This window comes from Nostoc sp. 'Peltigera membranacea cyanobiont' 213 (genome assembly GCF_002245975.1).
Lineage (GTDB): Bacteria > Cyanobacteriota > Cyanobacteriia > Cyanobacteriales > Nostocaceae > Nostoc.
The window spans coordinates 1-18,006 of the sequence record NZ_NOLI01000062.1 but is presented as its reverse complement, the minus strand read 5'-3'; the positions used below and the strand labels follow the sequence as shown (position 1 = coordinate 18,006).

Below are 18,006 nucleotides of genomic sequence, written 5' to 3'. Positions count from 1 at the left end.
TTAACTATGTAATATTCAAAAGCGATGACTAATGCCAGCAATGCAGATATCCGCCACTTCCTAGAGCAGTTTTTTGGTACTGACAACAAATTTGACCTTGGCAAGATTGAACGTGGCGAAGGAAAACAAGCCAAAATCCGTCCTTGGGTCGAGTTGTTGACCAAAGGCGAACCTCAGCCAACAATTCTTCCCTGCTGGCGTTCCGAGAGTGTAGATTGGTACGCGATCGCCCTTTCGGAACGCCAATTACGCCGTTTGAGTGAAGAATTAATGGCGTTTGTTGGCCCCACATATTCGACATTTCGCGGACAAAGAGCGCAACTAAACCCCCAAGACCCTATAGAATTAGCAGTTTACAGATTTACTGGAGGTGCTGCGGTCAAACTGTGCGGACAGGCGACGGATGTTTGGGAAGCACTAGAACGGATGCGCCGAGTGAGTGAGAGACGAGTGAAACGGGTCGCAGATATTCCCCGTCCCACAGGTCGGGTACTGCGGGACTTTTATATGGCACTGCAAGCAGGCGATCGCATTGCTGCGGAAAACTCACTACAATACCTCATAGACCAGCATCGACTGGATGCGCTGAATCTGCTGTTTCTGCGGGTGCAACTCTTGGCGGAACTAGAGCAATGGAATGAGTTGCTTACCCTCCCGGAACTAGGCAATCTTTTGCAGGTTCGCCGACCCTTTGCTGTTACCCAAGCCTTACTTAGAGCAGTGTACCGCACTGAACTACAACATTTTGAGGACAATAACGCCCCCGGCAGTGCTGTAGCTTATTTCCAAGAAGTAGTTTTTCCCCGTTACAACAATCTTTTTGCTGTCCGTGCAGGTAGTAAAATCCCAGAAGTACTGAAATTATTTATGCTGCTGGCGGTGGGTGGAGAACCAACGAAACCTGCACTTCGAGACGAACTGCTGGCAATTGGGGAAGTTGAAGAAACTCACCGTAGCTATTTGCAAAGGTTAGCTGCACTGCTAAGAGATGCTACCCCGGATAGCGAAGGCAACCCACTGCAACAAGCCGAACAGCTATCCAAAAACGGAGACTTCGACCAAGCATTTTCATTGCTTTGTAATGCTCCGTCATCGAAAGAGAAAGTTCGCTTGCTCCTCCAATGCGCCTACGAGTTGCAAACCTTGGCGGTGGAAAAAGCTGTATTGCAAGCCTTTGACGAGTTGACTGCTGACGAGCAAACAGCCTTGCTAAAGGTACGTTGGAACCAAGATTTTCTTACTCAACTGCGGGGAAGCCAGGAAGGTACAACAAAAGACACCCCAACAGCTTTATCTGTCCCAACGAATTGGCTGGAGTGGTTATCGCAACTGGATAAAAAGCCAACCTGGGAACGAGCGTTATACACTGCACGCCAGGGTTCTGCTGAGTGGGATATCACTAGCTTGCTGATGCAACCACAGGCGGTGGCAGAATTTGACGAATTGTTAAGTAAAGTAGGCTCAACAGCTGAGTCTATCCTGCACGATGCGCTTCCTTACTTGCTGGGATTTTTTCAGAAAGATGAGCAATTTCCCCGTGGCGAGTTCGAGAGCCTTTATTACTCATTACTAGAACTTCTAGTCCTGAGTACAGAGGGTGGGGATGTTGATTTGGTTTTGTTCAATGATTTAGCGATCGCTATTTTAACCTTGGGAGTTAATACAGCAAAATATACAGAGATTGTAGACTATGCTTTGGAGCTTTGGGACAGGTTCGCCTCACCCAAAAAAGTTGATTGGATGCTTGACTTAATTGATGTACTAATATCATATCCCTGCCCAGCCCTAGAAAAGCGCGAACAACTTCTATTTGCTATGGCTGAAACTCTACACCGTTTTACAGAACGTATTGATGAAGTGCAAAGGGGAATCTTTCGCGCTTTGGTAAAAGATTTACAGTTAGAAGAATCGTTTCCAGATTTGCTTGACGAACCAGCGAGTTTAGTCGAGCAAAATCTGGAAGTTGAGGCCAATGTTTTCCAAAAACTCAAGAGTAAATCTGTTCTTATTTACACTCTCACAGAAACCGCAGCAATCAGAGTAAAAAGTATTTTAGAAACAGCTTGTAAAGAAGTGACAGTTTATCTCAGTCATGACAAGGGAGGTAATGATAGGCTGCGTCAGTGGGTGAGAAATTCTGACATTGTTGTGATGGTGACGGCTAGTGCTAAACACGCAGCCACAGGTTTTATTGAAGCGAATCGTCCATCGCATCTTGCACCGATTATTTTAGTTAATAGTAAAGGTAGTGCAAGTATGCTGCGGGTAATTCGTGAGTATTTAGCTGGGTGATGAATCAAGGGGTAGTAATAAATTGTCTTCGATAAGTGCGCGGACTTCGGGAGATATTTTACAACCACTATTTAAGCAAGCTACTAAAAATTTATTACCATCGTAATATTGTTTAAGCAATTTCAACTGCTGATGACTAAACTGCCAATCGTGACCAATATTGTAATGCTGAACCATCAAACTTCTTAATTGGGATGCCCATTGTAAGCCATTATCCTTCCACCATTGCTGCATTTTTTTGTTAAAGCTTTTTTCCAGAGGTAGTTCTCCCAAAAGTTCAATTATTTTTGGACTCATCTGATAATGAAATTTATTAAGCATCTCTATATTACGCTTAATGTAGCAAAAATTACTTGTATTAATTGTGGACTCAAAAGCGACTAATAAAATATTGCTCAAACCCATTTCAACGATATAGCGGCTGACTTTGACAACTTCCATACCAATTTTAGTATCAAGAACTCGGTCAAGTTCAGGAGTCCAGCGTTTTTTTTGATTGGAGTTTTGTTCTACATTTAGAACAGGGAGTTCCAACAACGCAAAATTACGAGCAAGAGCATAAAAAAAGTAACAGGCACGAACTGCCACTCGTTTACAAGGAATTGTTAATGCAACAGATTTTTGATTTACCCATATTAGGTATTGTTGCAACTTTTCATCATTTGCAAGTAGCCCATCAATTTGCTGTTTCATTAATTTAATAAGTTTATCAGCCAGTTCTAACTGTGCTAAAACCATAAAAAATACTTCGCGCCAGCGTGATTCACTAAGATGATTCAGAAGTTGTTTCCAACCATCTTGTTCATCCAATAATTCTTCAGATACAAAATATTCCTGAAAAGTTTGATGAGAAAAATTATAGTTATTCCATGTTTTACTAATTAATAAACCAGATGCAACTTCAATATCAGATAATTTGTAATGACTATTCTGAATTAAAGATAAAACTTCTTTTTTATTAAATTCAGATTTACCCTGCTCAAAGGTAATAACCGCTATCCGTCTTATAGCTTGTCTTAATGCAATCACATCCACCTGAACACGCTGATTAAATTGATTCCATTTCTCTAGCAATAAATCTATACCTTCTTTGTAAAGTTCAACTCTTGTCGAAGGTAAATCACCTTTTTCTTGGTAAATCAGACAAATTAGATGGAGCAATAATGGTGTATCAGCTAGTTCTCTAATACGTTTATTTTTTCGTTTTTTTAGCTTTTCAATTAGCTGATTTGATTTGCTTGTTCTTTCTTTAGCATTATTAACAGTAACGTCTGTAAACCAATTTTCGATAAATTTCTCTATTTGTAATTGTTCAAAATCAGCTACCTTACATAAAATAAATTTTCCAAATGCTCTAGATTTATATGCTTGATGTTCTTTTCGGCAACTTACTATAACTCGATTGTTACCATACTCATCAACTAGCTGACTAATTTCTTGAACAACTACTTGAATCTTATCTTCAATAACTTCATCTAAACCATCCAGCAGAAACAATAATCTACCATTGTCTAGTAATAGTTCTAATTCCTGTTCTGAAACATAACGGCGGCAATATTTTTTGCGAATGTAGCTGATTAAACTAATTTTATCTGCACTTTTAGCATTCTCAACCAAAGTTTTCAAACTGATAAAAACAGGTATAGGCTGAGGTTGGAAATCAACATCATCACAGTGAATAGCAATATATTGTAGTAATGTAGTTTTACCCGCGCCGGGTTTACCCAACACCATCAACTTATGGTTATTTACAACTACGTCTTCCCATAATTTCCGTTCTTGACTAAACTCCTCTGAGCTAAATTGTTGCGATTCATTAAGCTTAGTCTGCACATAAATTTGGCTGAGATTCCCCCGCATAGGAGAATAGAGGAGATTGAAAGTACACAAGGTTTCGCACTCGTTTTGTATCGTCTTGTCGAAATGCGATCGCACCTTCTGCACCAGTACCTCAATATCCTCTAAGTTGGTATACTGGTCAGCAAATAATTCCTTGCGCGGTTCGATAAAGTCCATAATCTGGGAAAGAACATCACCAGGAGTTATAAAACCTGTGTAAGCTCGCCTAATATCCTCGAAATTATCTAGAAAAACTCTAATTTTGTCATAATCCCAAATATCATATCCCTTCAAAGGAACGCTATCTTTAAACTCCTGAAAGATATCGTCTGCTTTATCTTTTGTTCCCTTATCTTGTACAGGTGTTAAAACAACATTTGTAGCGAAAATATAATAATCAGGTTGGCGACGACGTTTTTTTGGATTAGCAAAATCCTTAAGTTCAGATTTTAGTTGCTTCAGCGCCCACTCACCATCTTCCTGTGAATTTTGAGGTCGTTGTCGAAATTTGGCTTGAATTACAATATATCCATTCCAAGGATGATCTTCAGATGGGTAACGAGTCAGGCCATTGAAAGTGGCTTCACGTCCTCCGTCCGCGCCATCACCAAATACCACAACTCCAGGACTAACTACCTTGAGTGCGATCGCTTGGATTAATTGTTCAAAGGAGCGTGTAGATAATCCAGCGAGATTGTAGTCCGTCATGTTGCTTATGTATTATCCAACATTATAGTTATCAATAATACCGCATACTCCTTTCCTTGCTTTTGACCCCTTCACGATACATTGCTCATCGAAATAATACCGACAAATTCACGCAAAACCCGATGGCAAGCATCAACATTTGTCTTTGTGTTGGAAATGATTGGTTCTCCACTTGCACCAACTTGGGTTACTCCTCGTTCTCGCCACAATTGGGAGTTGCGCTGCCAGTCTATTTGTTGCAGTCCACTCAACCACTTAACCAAATCTTCTGCTGGAACTCTTTCTACTAACAAATCATGAGCTAACATACCCAAGGCTTGAAAAACAACAGCACTGACTGCTAGTAACTCCTGTCTTTGGGTAGCACGTTCCTGTTTATTCATAATCCTCCAAGGATCGTTAGGGATAATGCTTGCGGTTGCTGCCCAGAATGTTGTCGCCCAATCAATCAGAGGTTCCAAATCGGTTTGAGATTTTAAATTGGGGAACATGCGTTGAGTAGCGGTGACTAAGGTTGATAAGGTCAGTAACTTGGGATTGTGCTTACCTAAGCCGTTTTCCACCGTCTCCACATTGTCACGAAACTGAGGAACTCGGCAGATCAAGTCCTTGGCGATTAAAACCGTGGGCGATCGCTTATCAAAGGCATGGGATAGCGACACACTTGGTCTTTGGACTAATAGATTTTGGTCGCGGAAAGCTTGGCGTTCCTCTTCTAATGACAGTCCTGCATATATCAACACGCCAATTTCTAATTGTGAAAGGATAATGGCATACTCCGACTCTTGTGCCTGTATGTCTTGCAATGCTTGGCGAATACCATAGCATCGATGCTGACCGTCGGTTAAACGCAAACTAACCGAATGGTAAGGAAGGTAGATATTGCCATCTCTGTAAGTTGGCGATGGCTGAACGTTAACGCAAATCGGCGGGAAAAACGTAGTTCCATTTTGATAAGTCTCCAGAATATACCGAGCGATCGCCTTAACTCGCGTCTGGTTAAGTTTACGTTGAGCAAAGTCTGGCAACTCCGCAATGTTTGGGATATAAAGATGACCGTCATTTAACAGTCGGACAACATCAGCAAAAGTAATACTGGCAACATAACTTATTTGTTCACCCAGAGAACCACGCTGTACGGGAACGCCTTTTATAACCAGTTCAAACATTATTTTTCTAGTTAATTTTCATTGTGGGTAAGCTTGCATACAAGCATACATGGTAGCAGAAATTAGTTGTATGTATTTATGCTGGGGTCAGTTATATAGCGGTATTGAAACCATTGCCTTATCAAGCACGGATTCCAGATGAAATTTATGCCCAGTTGTACCAAATTAAGCACTCGTTCGAGCAATCGCTTGCTCCTCATCAAATTAGTAATGCCCCAAGCCTACAAGACATGGTTAACGTGGCACTAAAGCGATTGATTAGGGATTGGCAAGACTCTGAGCAGCACAATTTGCTACATGATGAACTTCTTGAGCAACGCAAGATAGCCCGTTCAAATATGGGCCGGAGAAAAAGTGAGGACAGGTAATCAGGTAAACTTGCATACAAGCATACATGGTAGCAAAAACAGTGTATGTGTATTTATGCTGGGATTCAGATATACAGCGATCATAAAACCATTACCTTACTAAGCAAGGATTCCAAATAAAATTTATGCCCAGTCGTACACAATCAGATATTCGTTTGAGTAATTGTTTGCTCTTCACCAAACTAACGATACCCTAACCATACAAAACATCATAAATGTGGCATTAAGCCGATTGATTGGAGATTGGTAAAACCCCCATCGACAAGGTTTACTACATGATGAGCTTCCTGAACAATGCAGGGTAGCCTGTTCAAAAAATATGGACAGAAAAAAATTTGACGCTAGCTAAAGCGTTGTCATCTGATGGGAAATTAGCCAATTCTGGCTTACTAGGTTCATCTACCTTACAGTCCAAAAACCATGAGCTTAGACTCTGACACGATTAAACGACTGGCTGATGAAGTTCTGACGTTTATTGAACAACGCGAAGCAGAACAAGTTGCCTATGGCATTTACGATGTAACAATGGCAGGAGTTGAAGTAATTGATAACTTCAAACCCTCCGAAGACATCGTATTAACTGCTCAAGAAAAAACAGAAGCACTCAGAAAGGCTTTAAAAGAACTTGCAAATGATTTGCAAATTATCCGGTTTAACCAACTAGAGTCTCCTGATGAGTGGATTTTCCGCAGTCGAATAGCAGAAACTGTAAGGTTGCTATCAAAACTCCGTCAAAGAATTGTTCGAGAAAACAACCTCAAAGCAGCGCACCGCATCAGCAATAGCAAGCGTTTAGTGGCAGATATTAAATTTAGTGTCGCTTCTCGTCGCGTACCTCGAAGGAATATTGCAGTACAAACCTGCATGACAGCTTTACTTAGTGGTGATACAGAGCAACAGCGAACAGCAAACCTACTTTTAGAAGTAATTGACACCTATTTACCGAAGCTACGTCAGATGAGTGGCTTCCAAAAACGAACTTTAGAAAGAATCCTTGAAGCAATCGAGTTAGAAGCAGAAGAAGGTATTGAAAAAGGTGTTGTAGTTACTGCTAGCACAGGAGCAGGTAAAACCTACGCTTTCTTTTTACCCGTACTCGCTAAAATGGTGCTGGAACGTTGCTTGCGCGGGCGGGAAGGGGTTAAAGCCATTTGCATTTACCCACGGGTTGCGCTGTCTGAAAATCAACTTACTGATTTTATTGAAGTATTATTTTATCTCAATCAAGTCCTGGAAAAAGACAATCTGCCAAAATTGACGATTGGGGTAGAAAGTGGCGCAGCAGTTTACCAAATACGAGATTTCCAAGAAATAACTGACGAACGTAAACAGAAAAACTCCAAGCGGGGCTGGAATTTTAACGAAGATTATACAGGTTATATGTCCCCTTTTGCTTACTGCGTTGGAACAGATGGCAAAGCTTGCAAAAAAGATAAACAAAAATTGCTTGTCCGTCCCACAGATTCTAAAACTTTAATTTGCCCTATCTGTGATATGCGTTATCCCTTCATAAAATTTTCTAGGGATGTCATGGCAGAGCATCCACCCGATTTGCTCATTGCCACGACAGAATCACTTCATAAACGGCTATTATCAACAAAATATCAATACCTGTTTGGTAATGATAAGTTTTGTGCGCCAACGGTAGTGATGTTAGATGAAATTCACCTACAAACTTCAACTGCTGGGACTCAAGTAGCACTCCTGCTGCGACGATTGATGGCAAGGATTCGTTTGGGTAAGCTGCATCGCAACGAACAAAGCAATTTGGCATTTGTAGGATTAAGTGCCACTATTTCTGAGCCAATTGAATTTCTGTCGGAGTTATCTGGTATACCTGCTCCTCGCATTAAACGGGTATACCCTCAAGATAATGAAATGCAGACGATTGGTGCCGAACGCTATGTATTTGTCCGGGCTGAGGATAACGAAGATACTGCTGTAATTTCAACTTTAATTCATAATTCAAACAGCAATGTGCGTACTGCACACAATGCCACAACCATCGACAGGTTCAGACCTAAAGCGCTACCGAACATTTGGCTTTGTCCAGTCTTTAGACATTGCAGGTCGCTGGTTATACCAGATGGAAGATGCTGAGAAAATCAAACCAGAACAACGTAGAGTAAGAGAAAGATATAAGACGCAAAGAACACCTTTTGTTCAAAGGGAAATAAAGTACATTCCACTATATGCGTATCGATATCCACCATTTAATCGGCTACTTTTTCCTAACTTCTTTGGTTCCAATTTTAGTTGTAACTGTAATTGCCATAACAGTGGTAGCCCAGATTTAAATTGTCCATACTTCCAAGCAGGAGAGTGCTGGTGGGTACTCAGCCAGAAAGATAAAGCACGTCAAGAATCTCTAAATATTAAACGGAAAACGGGGAGCGATCGCTCAATTACTATCGAGCCTGATGATGACTTAATAATTACAACAACTGCATTAGAAGTCGGTTACGATGACGAAGCATTAATGTGTGTTTTACAATACACAGCACCTGCAAATGTCGCTAGTTTTGTACAGCGTAAAGGTCGGGGAGGGCGGAAAGTTGGCACACGACCGATTGTAGTTACAGTACTCAGCCCCTATAAATCTACTGACTTATTTTTGTTTCGTAACGAACATATACTTACAGACCCTACTTTCCAAAAACTTCCTCTCAATTCCCAAAACCGATACCTGCAAAGAATTCATGGGTTTTACGCTTTCTTTGACTGGTTAACTTATCGGGCAAGTTGTGCAGGAATCGACCTCGAACTCGATAATTTATCTCGGCAGGGGTACGAGTATTTAATGGAGCAAAGTGTCGATTTCGGAGTGTTGTTGGAATTTAAAGATTATCTCAAACAAACTTTTGCGATACCAGATGATGCTATCAAACAAGTATTTGACGATGAGTCAGAAGGATTTTTGTGTCAAATTTTCTACGAAGGCTTAATGAAAGGAGTAAATCCTCAGTTTGAGCGCGAAAACAAGCAGCGAGTCAAAACCAGAGATTTGTTATACAAGCACTTACCAGAAAATTTATTCTCTGACATTAATTTGCCAGAGGTGCAAGTTGACTACCGTCCCGATAATAACAACCCGAATAAGAAACCTAACTCTGAAAGTATCAGTTTGGCGGTGAGCGAAACAATCCCAGGTAATGTAACATTTCGCGGTGGCGAGGGTTCAACTTGGATACCACCAAAAATTTCTGATGGAGAACCTGCCAGAATAGCCATTAATCAGTACTATACATTTGACCGGATTCGCTCTTTTCCCTACACAGTTAACCTGCCGACGCGGGCGCTAAAGAAAGTTGACATTACTAAAAAAAGTACCAACTCTTTAGATTTGTATCGTCCTACTGCAATTAAGCCCAAGCAGTTTAGTCGAGACTATAACTCATCATTTTGGTGGTGTAACCCAGACACAGGAGAGTTATCTGAAAGCCGTACATCTGAAAATGCAGCACAAGATAGACAATCATTAGCCCACTCCTGTTCAGCTAACGCTATCAGTGCGGTAGCAATTCGCCCTGTCCGAGGTGATACTCCCACGCCCGCATATACCCTTAAGCCTGGTCATCCTTCACTTACCTGCGATCCATTAGGGCAAGAATTAATACAACGAGTTGTTTTTCACAGTGACGAAACTGCAAATCTTAATTTGTTAGATGTGCAGCGAATTATTTTGGGAAGTGAATACACGATTAAATTCCACAATTCACCAGCTGAAGAAATTCGTGGAGTCGTGGGTTTTACAGCAAACGAGGAGAGTCTAAGCAACTGTGCTTTAGGATACCAGATATTGACGGAGGGAATTTGTTTTGACCTCAATCCCGATTTGCTAACAAAGCTCCAATTTTCTGCTTCGACACAGAAAAATCTGTGTTACCATGCCATCCACCATGCCTTTGTTAGTGTTCTCACGGTTGAATATCAGGCAAACTACTTTGCTGCTGAATATCTTGTTAATGTGCTGCTGACTATAGCAGATACATGGTGTGGTGGAGAGGGAGGAACACCTGAAGGGCTACGTGATTGGTTTACCCGTGGTCACAGTCAGTTTGACATCTGCCTAGCAGATGCAATTAACGAGATACAGCAATTGTCCAGTAAAAATCAACAAGCTGTTTACCAATTAATAAAGAGTGACAATGATTACTTATCAATATTTTTGAACCTATATGCTGAAATTCATAGTGGTGGATTGCACTATCAGCAATACTTACGGGACAGCTTTCAATATAGTCTGACTCTAGCTTTAAAGTCTCTAGCACAAGAAGTTGCAGGTGTTGAGGCACTGAATTACGTTGCAGCCTGGACTGAGTTACACGCTGACTTTGAGGGAACTGCTGCTGATCGGATTTGGTTGTACGAAATTGGTATGGGAGGCATTGGTGTAATGCGGGCAACCCATGACTTGCTACGCAACCATGCCGATAAATTCTGGACAACCCTCGCTAACAAAATGACTCGCTGTACCACTGCCCAAGAGGAAGCATTTTTGCGTCATTTATTAGCACAACCTGAGTCTTGGTTAGAAGGATGTAGAACTAGAGCAGATCAAATTATAGCAGCAGGTAAATCTAGCGATCGCCAAAAGAAAATAGAAGAGTTAATGGCACAGGTACGGCAACAACTAGGTATACCTATGCGCCAAACTCAACTCAAAGCTTTACTACGGGTTTTTATTCCCGACTACACTCAACAACTAGGTGATACACCTTTGGTTAACTGGCGTATTTTTCGGGAAATTAACCACGAGTTTCTTCCCTCGTGTGCTGAACAGCTAGGACGTGACCCTACATTTACTGAAGCATCGGCGCTACTTTACCGCAAAGTAGTTAAAGCTAGGCGTGACAAACAACCACCGCCCTATCCAGAGTTAACACGTTTACTTGAAATTTACGAAGCCGAATATGGTGCTTCGTTACCTGAAGCACGTAAAGCATTTGAAGCAGGGGTAGAACGCCGGATGCTTTTAAATTGTCGCTGCAACTGCTCTAGTTGCTTAGACGACCGCAGTGGCGACATCGAATCACCAGGTTTAAGCCGTCATCTGCTGAACCGTCCTTTACTGACGGAATGGTTGAATCAGGTTCGCACTCCTCAAACCCTAGAATTAGATGGCACTGTAAGCGGTGCTAGCATCTGTGACAGAATGAGTTCCTTGCTGGAAAATGGCTGTCAAACGATTTATTTACGGGTAAGAAGCAATAATCTTGCGTCCCTCTGTGCCACAATTAGCTACTTGACGGACGCAGGCATCGACACAGATATCGGTATGGTTTACCCAATGATTACTGATATTCAAACCATCTACCCTAACGATTTAAGACCAAACGAAGTACCTGTCATTCAAGTAACAGTTCGTCCTATCAAGTGAGGTTCCGCCAGTGGCAAAGCAATCAACTCAATTGCAACCCAGTGGTCAGGCAATGATTTACAACTTTCTGCTCAATGAGATTTTAGCATCACAATTAGAGGGCAGTTACGAGTTTTGGATTGTCTCACCTTGGGTAACAAATTTACGTTTAAAAAAACCCTACTATGTCTCTTTTGGGGAAATTGTAGAGACAAAACAAGAAGCATTACACCTGTTTGACATTCTGCATCAAATGGCCGCCAATGGGGGTAAAGTGTACATCACAGTAGGTAGTGATAAAGAATATCATCCTTTATTGAGACAACTCAGCAACAAGAGCGATCGCATTCAGGTAAGGGTACTTTCCAAACTCCATACCAAAGCATACGTTGGTCGTTACGGTGCTATTAACGGTTCACTAAATTTAACTGATGGGGGAGTTAATCAAAATTTTGAACTCTTCACATACAATCATGACGAACGGAGTATTGCTGAATTACGGAATATATGTGTACAGCATTTTGAACAAGGATTACTACTGTCATGACGTTTGGATATCAAATTGAGGCAAAATTGGGAAACGCTGACCAAGTTGGATTGCGTTTGCGGTGTAATGGGCAAACTCAAGCAGTAGAAATTCATCGGGAACTCAGGCAAGCTGAATTTAAAGTTACTAATCCAAGATCATCATATCATGACGATTATACCCACTTTTTTTATGTTACTTCCACAGTCAACAGCCTTGATAGCGTAATGCAAAAAATAGAAGCCCGTATCAAGGTTTCAAACAATGCTAGTGTTGTCACAAAAGAAGCAACTTTAAAAGACTTTAAATCATGGCAAATTCTATTTCGTAAAGCCATCAAAAAATTAAATAACGATCATGTAAATTCTACAAGTTCAGTACAAGAAATTAATCAAAATACCCTCGAACAAAAAATTTCTGCTGGACGGCTCATTGAAGTTGAAGATCATCTACTTCGGCAAGCTGATTTTAATGATAGCAATGCTCTCCGAACATTAATTGCACTTTACGCCAAGACAGAACAGCATGAGCAATTAATAAAACTTTGTCAAGTTAAATATAATAGTATTCTTGCTTTACCTGTTTCTGGAAGGTTGGTAGAGCAGTTGGTAACTGCTTATCTCCAGCATTATCAACAAACAAAAGAACAAGAATTATTACGTTCTGTTCAAGCATTAGCACAAGAATTCTTACCCGAATTAGAGCGGTTACGCCAAGCCAACAGAGTACGAAAACTGTTGCATTTGTCCTTAATCTCTCAAGAACCCCTACCAACAATAGAAGGAGCTACACTCAACGAACAATTGACGCAGTTATTAGAAATTGAACCAGGTGAACGTATTTCCCAACTTGAGAAACTCAAAGATAAATATCCCAAAGCTATTAATGTACTACTTGCTTTAGCTGATTCTTACGTATCAATTGATAATCCTGAATATGCTTTACAAATATATCAATCAATTACCGAAAAGACAGAAGAGTTGCAACAACGTTATGCAGAACTACTTTTAAATATTCAACGTTTCCAAGAAGTAATTGAATTATTACCAAGTGTAATTTCTGAACTGTCACCAGCACTGGCAGGATTGCGTGGTGCTGCTCTTTATAACTTAGGGCAGAAAACACAAGCTAGTGAATTCCTAGAAAAAGCATGGCAAGGGGGTGAACGTAGAGTTCAAATTCTGCTACCTTTAGCAAAATTATGGGCTACAGTTGGCGATCCAGTCAAAGCAGGGGAGGTATATCAAATACTGCTAGAAACAGCTGATGAACAATTAACATTGTCAGACCGCGCTTTAATGGCTAGAGTTGCTAATCTTGATGGTTTTGGTGATATTTCTGATGAAGATAAAGTTAGTTATTATGAGTCATGTGTAAGTTTTGCTGGAGTACATCTGCGGGATTTATTAGAGGCAGAAGAAATATTAAAAGACAGATTAGATTTGTGGAAGCAGTTACAGAACACATCAGGAATGATCAATGCTTATGCTGACTGGCTAGACTGGCTTGCTAATGTAGGAAAGTGGGAAGATTTAAACAAAGAACTAGATATTTTAAGAAATTTTGCAATCCAACAAAAAATCAGCGCTCTCCAGTATTTTGAATTACTTGAAGGACTGGAAGTATATATCAATTTGCAACCCACTTTACGTCAAAGTTTAGTAAATGACTACTTTGGTTTAGCTATTGCTGAAATAGATAACGCATTACGTCAAGAAGAAGTCGAAGCGCCTTTTTTTGAAGATTTAAAACGTGCATTACTCTGTCTTAACTCGGATTCAGCAAATGAGCTTGTTGAGTATCGCCAACAACGTCGTGCTGAGGCTACTAAGCTGGAGGTACAAGTAGCTTCAGATGAAAACATAGTATTAAGAACTCAAAACTTGGCATCCATACATCTTGCGTTAGTTGGTGGCCACCAAGCAACTCGACGAGAGGTCATCCGTGAATTGTGCGAAAATTACGGTTTACAAAATTGTGTTGAGGTTGCGCCTTCAAGTGAGGCATCTATAAGTCGCAGTAATGTACAGTCACAAATAAGTAACTGTAATTTAATTGCAGTAATTACTGGATATATGGGTCATGATTTAAGTCAAATTGTATCTGACTTAAAAAAAGATGGCACTTTAACAGGTGATATATTTTTTATAGCTTGTCGAGGTAAAAGTGGTGTAGTTCGTGCAATTCTTAATAAGGTGCAGCAATAAAATGGCTTATTATACACTCAAAGAAATTCAACAAAAAGTTGAAGTTTGGGTATCAGAAGTGGGCAAAGGATACTAGACTACCCACAAAATACTGGCTAGCTTAGTTAAGGAAGTTAGTGAGACTTAGACGGAAAGTAACGAGAAAAAAGGCTCAAATCTATATAGAGAGACAAGGATAACGAACCTGCACAATAACTTTCTAGGTAACTCACTGATATTTTGTTGGCCTATGAGTTTGGGGATGCTAAATTAAGGTTGAAAAATTTCCAAACTTTGTCCCAAATTTGAGCAAGAGTGACTGATGGCGCGTGTTAGCTATGGTGATGGTGTCAAAGCGAGGGTAAGGCTGCTGTTAGAAAGGTTTTTAGCTTATGCCAATGACGAGTTAGAAAACCGTGAACGTTTCAAAATAGCCCTTAGCTGGGAAACCTCAAAGCAAGTAGTTGTGAGGACACAGCTACAAGTTCTGGCGGAACTTAGCGGTTTAACCAAAGAACAAGTCCGAGAAGCACTAAATCGACTTGTTGATTTTTTGGGCATTCTTGAAGATTTGCGCGAACACAAGCTAGGTTCAGGTTCGGCAGACTGGCACTTTCGCCTGACGTTTTGGGATGACAAAGGCAACAAAGACGGGAATTTAAAGAAATTTGATGAAGAATGGCAACGTTGTAGAGAAAAATTACTAGGTTTCCAGCGTAATGAAAGAAAAGCCAAACTCACCCACACATACTACGAGAATATTCCCTTAAGTGGAGTGGTGCAATTTATCGGACGTGAGAATGAACTGCAAACCCTCCACCAACTTTTGCTGCAAAATAACCAGGTAGCAATTGTTGCTATTATCGGTATGGGTGGTGTGGGGAAAACGGAACTTGCTTTGCAATATGCAATCACGCACCGCGAAACTTATAAAGGTGGAATTTGCTGGCTGCTGCCAAAATTTGGAGATGTAGGCGTGCAAATTGTCCAGTTTGCCAGAACGCATCTTGATTTAAACCCACCAGAAGATTTAGATTTACCCGTCCAAGTACAATACTGCTGGCGGCGTTGGCGTGAGGGTGAGGTGCTGCTAGTGCTGGATTATGTTACTGATTACCGGGAAGTCAAGCCTTACTTACCAACTTTTTCTTCCCAGTTTAAAGTACTGATTACCACACGCCAGCAGTTGGGACTCATAGCAAAATTATCCTTGGATGTACTGCAACCAGAGGCGGCGCTGGAGTTATTAAAATCATTGTTAAAAGAAACACCAGAACGAGTAGAAAGAGAATTAGCTGTAGCAAATCAGTTGTGTGAATGGCTGGGATATTTGCCTTTAGGTTTAGAGTTAGTAGGGTGTTATCTGGCGCGGCGACCAGATTTATCCTTAGCACAAATGTTACGAAGGTTAGAGGAAAAAGGATTAAACCACGTATCTCTCAACCAACCAAAAGCAGAAATAACCGCAGAGTTAGGTATTGCGGCATCTTTAGAGTTGAGTTGGAAAGAATTAGATAACCAAACTCAGCAACTGGGTTGTCTGCTGAGTATGTTTGCTCTTAGCCCCATTTTTTGGTCAGAAGTAGAAGAGGTGATACGAAGGTATATTTATTTACAAAATGAGGGTTTTTCTCCAGATGAACTTGAAGATGTTAGGGGTAATTTAATAGCTTTGCATTTACTTGAACGTATAAATGAATCAACTTATCGCCTGCATTCACTGGTACAGAAATTTTTACGAGATAAACTAGAGGATTTACCTCAAGGCATTGAACTTAAACAGGCATTTGCCAACACGAAATTTAATTTTCGTCGAGCGACAACTTTATACTTTAACGCTCTACTCAAAATAGTACCAGACATACTTCCAATAGGTGGGGAGTCAGAAGTTGTTGTTTGTCTTAGCCCAACTAATATCAATGATAGCAAGGCTTACGTACTTGAAGTATCAGAGATTGAAACTGTTGGTGATGAATTGAACATATTCATCAATGCTCCTGGTTTTCAATTTAACAGCAACAATACCACAAGCTTACCTCTTGATTCAGACACCGCTAACATAACCCAAATAGCAAGCTTCAATCTTACTGCCCTCCGTCCTGGCATAACCAAAATTAAGGCAGAATTTTACTGCGGTGACACCTACAAAACTACCCTCGAAACTGAAGTGGAAGTTACTGCGGGGAGCAATGCGAAAATGTGAGATCGGATTTTATATCTCAATTACCAGGGCTTATTCCCAATAAACCGAGGTCCAAGTTCCTTGTTTTTGCCTTTTCTAAGTAGCGAGCGCTAAAAATTTAGGTAATTTATGTTACCTATCTTTTGTACCTCACAAAATCGCATTGCTCCCGTTACTGCGTTTGAGCCAACAGAACTACGCCCACTCATTGCTGCCCGATCGCGTCCCGTTCCCCAACCAGATATAATTCTCCAAGTGCGTACTACTTGGAGAATTATATCTCTGCTTGTACTTTCAATTATCACATCGATAGCTATCAACCACGCCTGCTATTCGCGGATGACGTTGACTACAACTCACAGTCTTTATCTAATACTTGGGTCGAGCGATCGCACTCATTATTAAAAACTACCCTTGAGGAAGCAGCTTTTGTTAGTGCTTTTTATAACAGCATTTGGGCAGGGCAAACTTTGGGTGTGGCGTTCCAAACGGCTCGCAGATTGGCTAAAACTGTTGTACCAGAATCCTTAGACTGGCTGGCTTATGTATTATTTGCCGATCCAATGGCGCGTCCTTACCGACCTGTGCAGGGACAGGGCTATGCGGTTGTGGAACCTATAGGTCAAGAAATTGACGACCCAGTATCCCCAGGAAGCACAGTAAGGTTTCGCGTTAGCCTGCGCCGTACTCCTCCCTCCTCCCGTATGGTACGAGAATCGATTAATGGAGGTGGCTGAAGATTTAACTTTTGATGATTTACGTGTTTTTATTGTCACGTCCGGATTGCAGGTTATTCCTGGTGATTCAATACTTATGACACGCACAGCTACGGGAGATTATTTAGGTTGGTTTACGCTGACTGTCCCTGCTGAAATGGAAAGTCGCTCAGTGTTAGTTCAAGTATACTTTGAGGACGGGATAGAACCTGTTCACAATTTGCGTTTTGCACTGAATATTGTTAAGCAGGACGGTGAGGCGCAATGAGAGGAATTGGCAGTCCAGTTGGTGTAAATTTGACTAGTTCTTGCTTAGAAATTATCATCGATAAAGATTACTACTCAATTGGTCGGTGGAGCTTTCCTAAACCTGATAATAAAGTTTTGGAAGTGCTGACAGAAGAAATTTTAGATTGTTTTGATGCTTTAAGAATAACTGTTAATAAAGAAAAAAGCCTCGCATTAGACGCGGATTTGTGCCATCAATATTTAATCAAATTAGCTGAATGGGGAAGAACAGCTTACCAAGCATTTTTTGGTGAAGATAGACCAAATAAAATTCTAACCAGTCGCCTAAATGATTTGGGTGCGACTCTTTTAGGAATACGGTGTATTATAAAGGAGTAATAGATGAATTGCTTTGCAGAGTAGTATAGCCAGT

Annotated in this window: 12 protein-coding genes; 10 read left to right on the top strand and 2 right to left on the bottom strand. The window is 40.8% G+C overall.

All coding sequences use genetic code 11. The annotated features are described in order from the left end of the window. Positions 1-24 precede the first annotated feature (24 nt). Entirely contained in the window at positions 25-2,292 is a 2,268-nt protein-coding gene (dpdD, locus tag CDG77_RS17885) for a protein DpdD (protein ID WP_094330694.1), read from the top strand. Here the strand turns inward: dpdD and CDG77_RS17880 are convergent. Together CDG77_RS17880 and CDG77_RS17875 are read right to left on the bottom strand one after the other, a co-directional pair. Next, positions 2,281-4,839 (bottom strand): NACHT domain-containing protein, encoded by a 2,559-nt coding sequence (locus CDG77_RS17880; protein WP_094330693.1) that lies wholly within the window; start codon positions 4,837-4,839, stop codon positions 2,281-2,283. The two genes, dpdD and CDG77_RS17880, sit on opposite strands and share 12 nt — an antisense overlap. Positions 4,840-4,910: 71 nt before the next feature. Continuing rightward, entirely contained in the window at positions 4,911-6,008 is a 1,098-nt protein-coding gene (locus tag CDG77_RS17875) for a DNA sulfur modification protein DndB (RefSeq protein WP_094330692.1), read from the bottom strand. Between the two features lie 113 nt (positions 6,009-6,121). Between CDG77_RS17875 and CDG77_RS17870 the strand changes: the two genes are divergently transcribed. From CDG77_RS17870 to CDG77_RS17830, 9 genes are all read left to right on the top strand, one after another. Continuing rightward, a complete protein-coding gene (locus CDG77_RS17870; RefSeq protein WP_223269854.1) occupies positions 6,122-6,376 on the top strand; it encodes a hypothetical protein in 255 nt (84 codons plus the stop codon). 420 nt (positions 6,377-6,796) lie between these two features. Continuing rightward, a complete protein-coding gene (locus tag CDG77_RS17865; protein ID WP_094330690.1) occupies positions 6,797-8,476 on the top strand; it encodes a DEAD/DEAH box helicase in 1,680 nt (559 codons plus the stop codon). Further along, entirely contained in the window at positions 8,370-11,756 is a 3,387-nt protein-coding gene (locus CDG77_RS17860; protein WP_190233997.1) for a helicase-related protein, read from the top strand. The genes CDG77_RS17865 and CDG77_RS17860 overlap by 107 nt, the downstream gene beginning before the upstream one ends. Before the next feature lie 10 nt (positions 11,757-11,766). Beyond that, the gene (locus tag CDG77_RS17855) at positions 11,767-12,282 is read left to right on the top strand and encodes a phospholipase D-like domain-containing protein (RefSeq protein WP_094330688.1); all 516 of its coding nucleotides are present in this window, start codon (positions 11,767-11,769) and stop codon (positions 12,280-12,282) included. After that, a complete protein-coding gene (locus tag CDG77_RS17850) occupies positions 12,279-14,468 on the top strand; it encodes a hypothetical protein (protein WP_094330687.1) in 2,190 nt (729 codons plus the stop codon). Before CDG77_RS17855 ends, CDG77_RS17850 begins: the two co-directional genes overlap by 4 nt. Before the next feature lie 301 nt (positions 14,469-14,769). Further along, positions 14,770-16,650, top strand: coding sequence for an NB-ARC domain-containing protein (locus CDG77_RS17845; RefSeq protein ID WP_094330686.1), 1,881 nt, complete (start codon positions 14,770-14,772; stop codon positions 16,648-16,650). Positions 16,651-16,895: 245 nt separating this feature from the next. Further along, positions 16,896-17,366, top strand: coding sequence for a hypothetical protein (locus tag CDG77_RS17840; RefSeq protein ID WP_094330685.1), 471 nt, complete (start codon positions 16,896-16,898; stop codon positions 17,364-17,366). A 76-nt stretch (positions 17,367-17,442) separates the two neighbouring features. After that, on the top strand, positions 17,443-17,613 hold the full coding sequence (locus tag CDG77_RS36595; RefSeq protein ID WP_190233996.1) for a hypothetical protein: 171 nt from the start codon (positions 17,443-17,445) through the stop codon (positions 17,611-17,613). Continuing rightward, the gene (locus tag CDG77_RS17830) at positions 17,610-17,972 is read left to right on the top strand and encodes a hypothetical protein (protein WP_094330683.1); all 363 of its coding nucleotides are present in this window, start codon (positions 17,610-17,612) and stop codon (positions 17,970-17,972) included. The genes CDG77_RS36595 and CDG77_RS17830 overlap by 4 nt, the downstream gene beginning before the upstream one ends. The last annotated feature ends 34 nt before the right edge of the window (positions 17,973-18,006 follow it).

Coding starts and splice junctions, on each gene's coding strand:
- CDG77_RS17850 (WP_094330687.1), top strand. CDS start 12,279: ATGACGTTTGGATATCAAATTGAGGCAAAATTGGGAAACGCTGACCAA.
- CDG77_RS17830 (WP_094330683.1), top strand. CDS start 17,610: ATGAGAGGAATTGGCAGTCCAGTTGGTGTAAATTTGACTAGTTCTTGC.
- CDG77_RS17860 (WP_190233997.1), top strand. CDS start 8,370: ATGCCACAACCATCGACAGGTTCAGACCTAAAGCGCTACCGAACATTT.
- CDG77_RS17845 (WP_094330686.1), top strand. CDS start 14,770: ATGGCGCGTGTTAGCTATGGTGATGGTGTCAAAGCGAGGGTAAGGCTG.
- CDG77_RS17875 (WP_094330692.1), bottom strand. CDS start 6,008: ATGTTTGAACTGGTTATAAAAGGCGTTCCCGTACAGCGTGGTTCTCTG.
- dpdD (WP_094330694.1), top strand. CDS start 25: ATGACTAATGCCAGCAATGCAGATATCCGCCACTTCCTAGAGCAGTTT.
- CDG77_RS36595 (WP_190233996.1), top strand. CDS start 17,443: ATGACACGCACAGCTACGGGAGATTATTTAGGTTGGTTTACGCTGACT.
- CDG77_RS17865 (WP_094330690.1), top strand. CDS start 6,797: ATGAGCTTAGACTCTGACACGATTAAACGACTGGCTGATGAAGTTCTG.
- CDG77_RS17880 (WP_094330693.1), bottom strand. CDS start 4,839: ATGACGGACTACAATCTCGCTGGATTATCTACACGCTCCTTTGAACAA.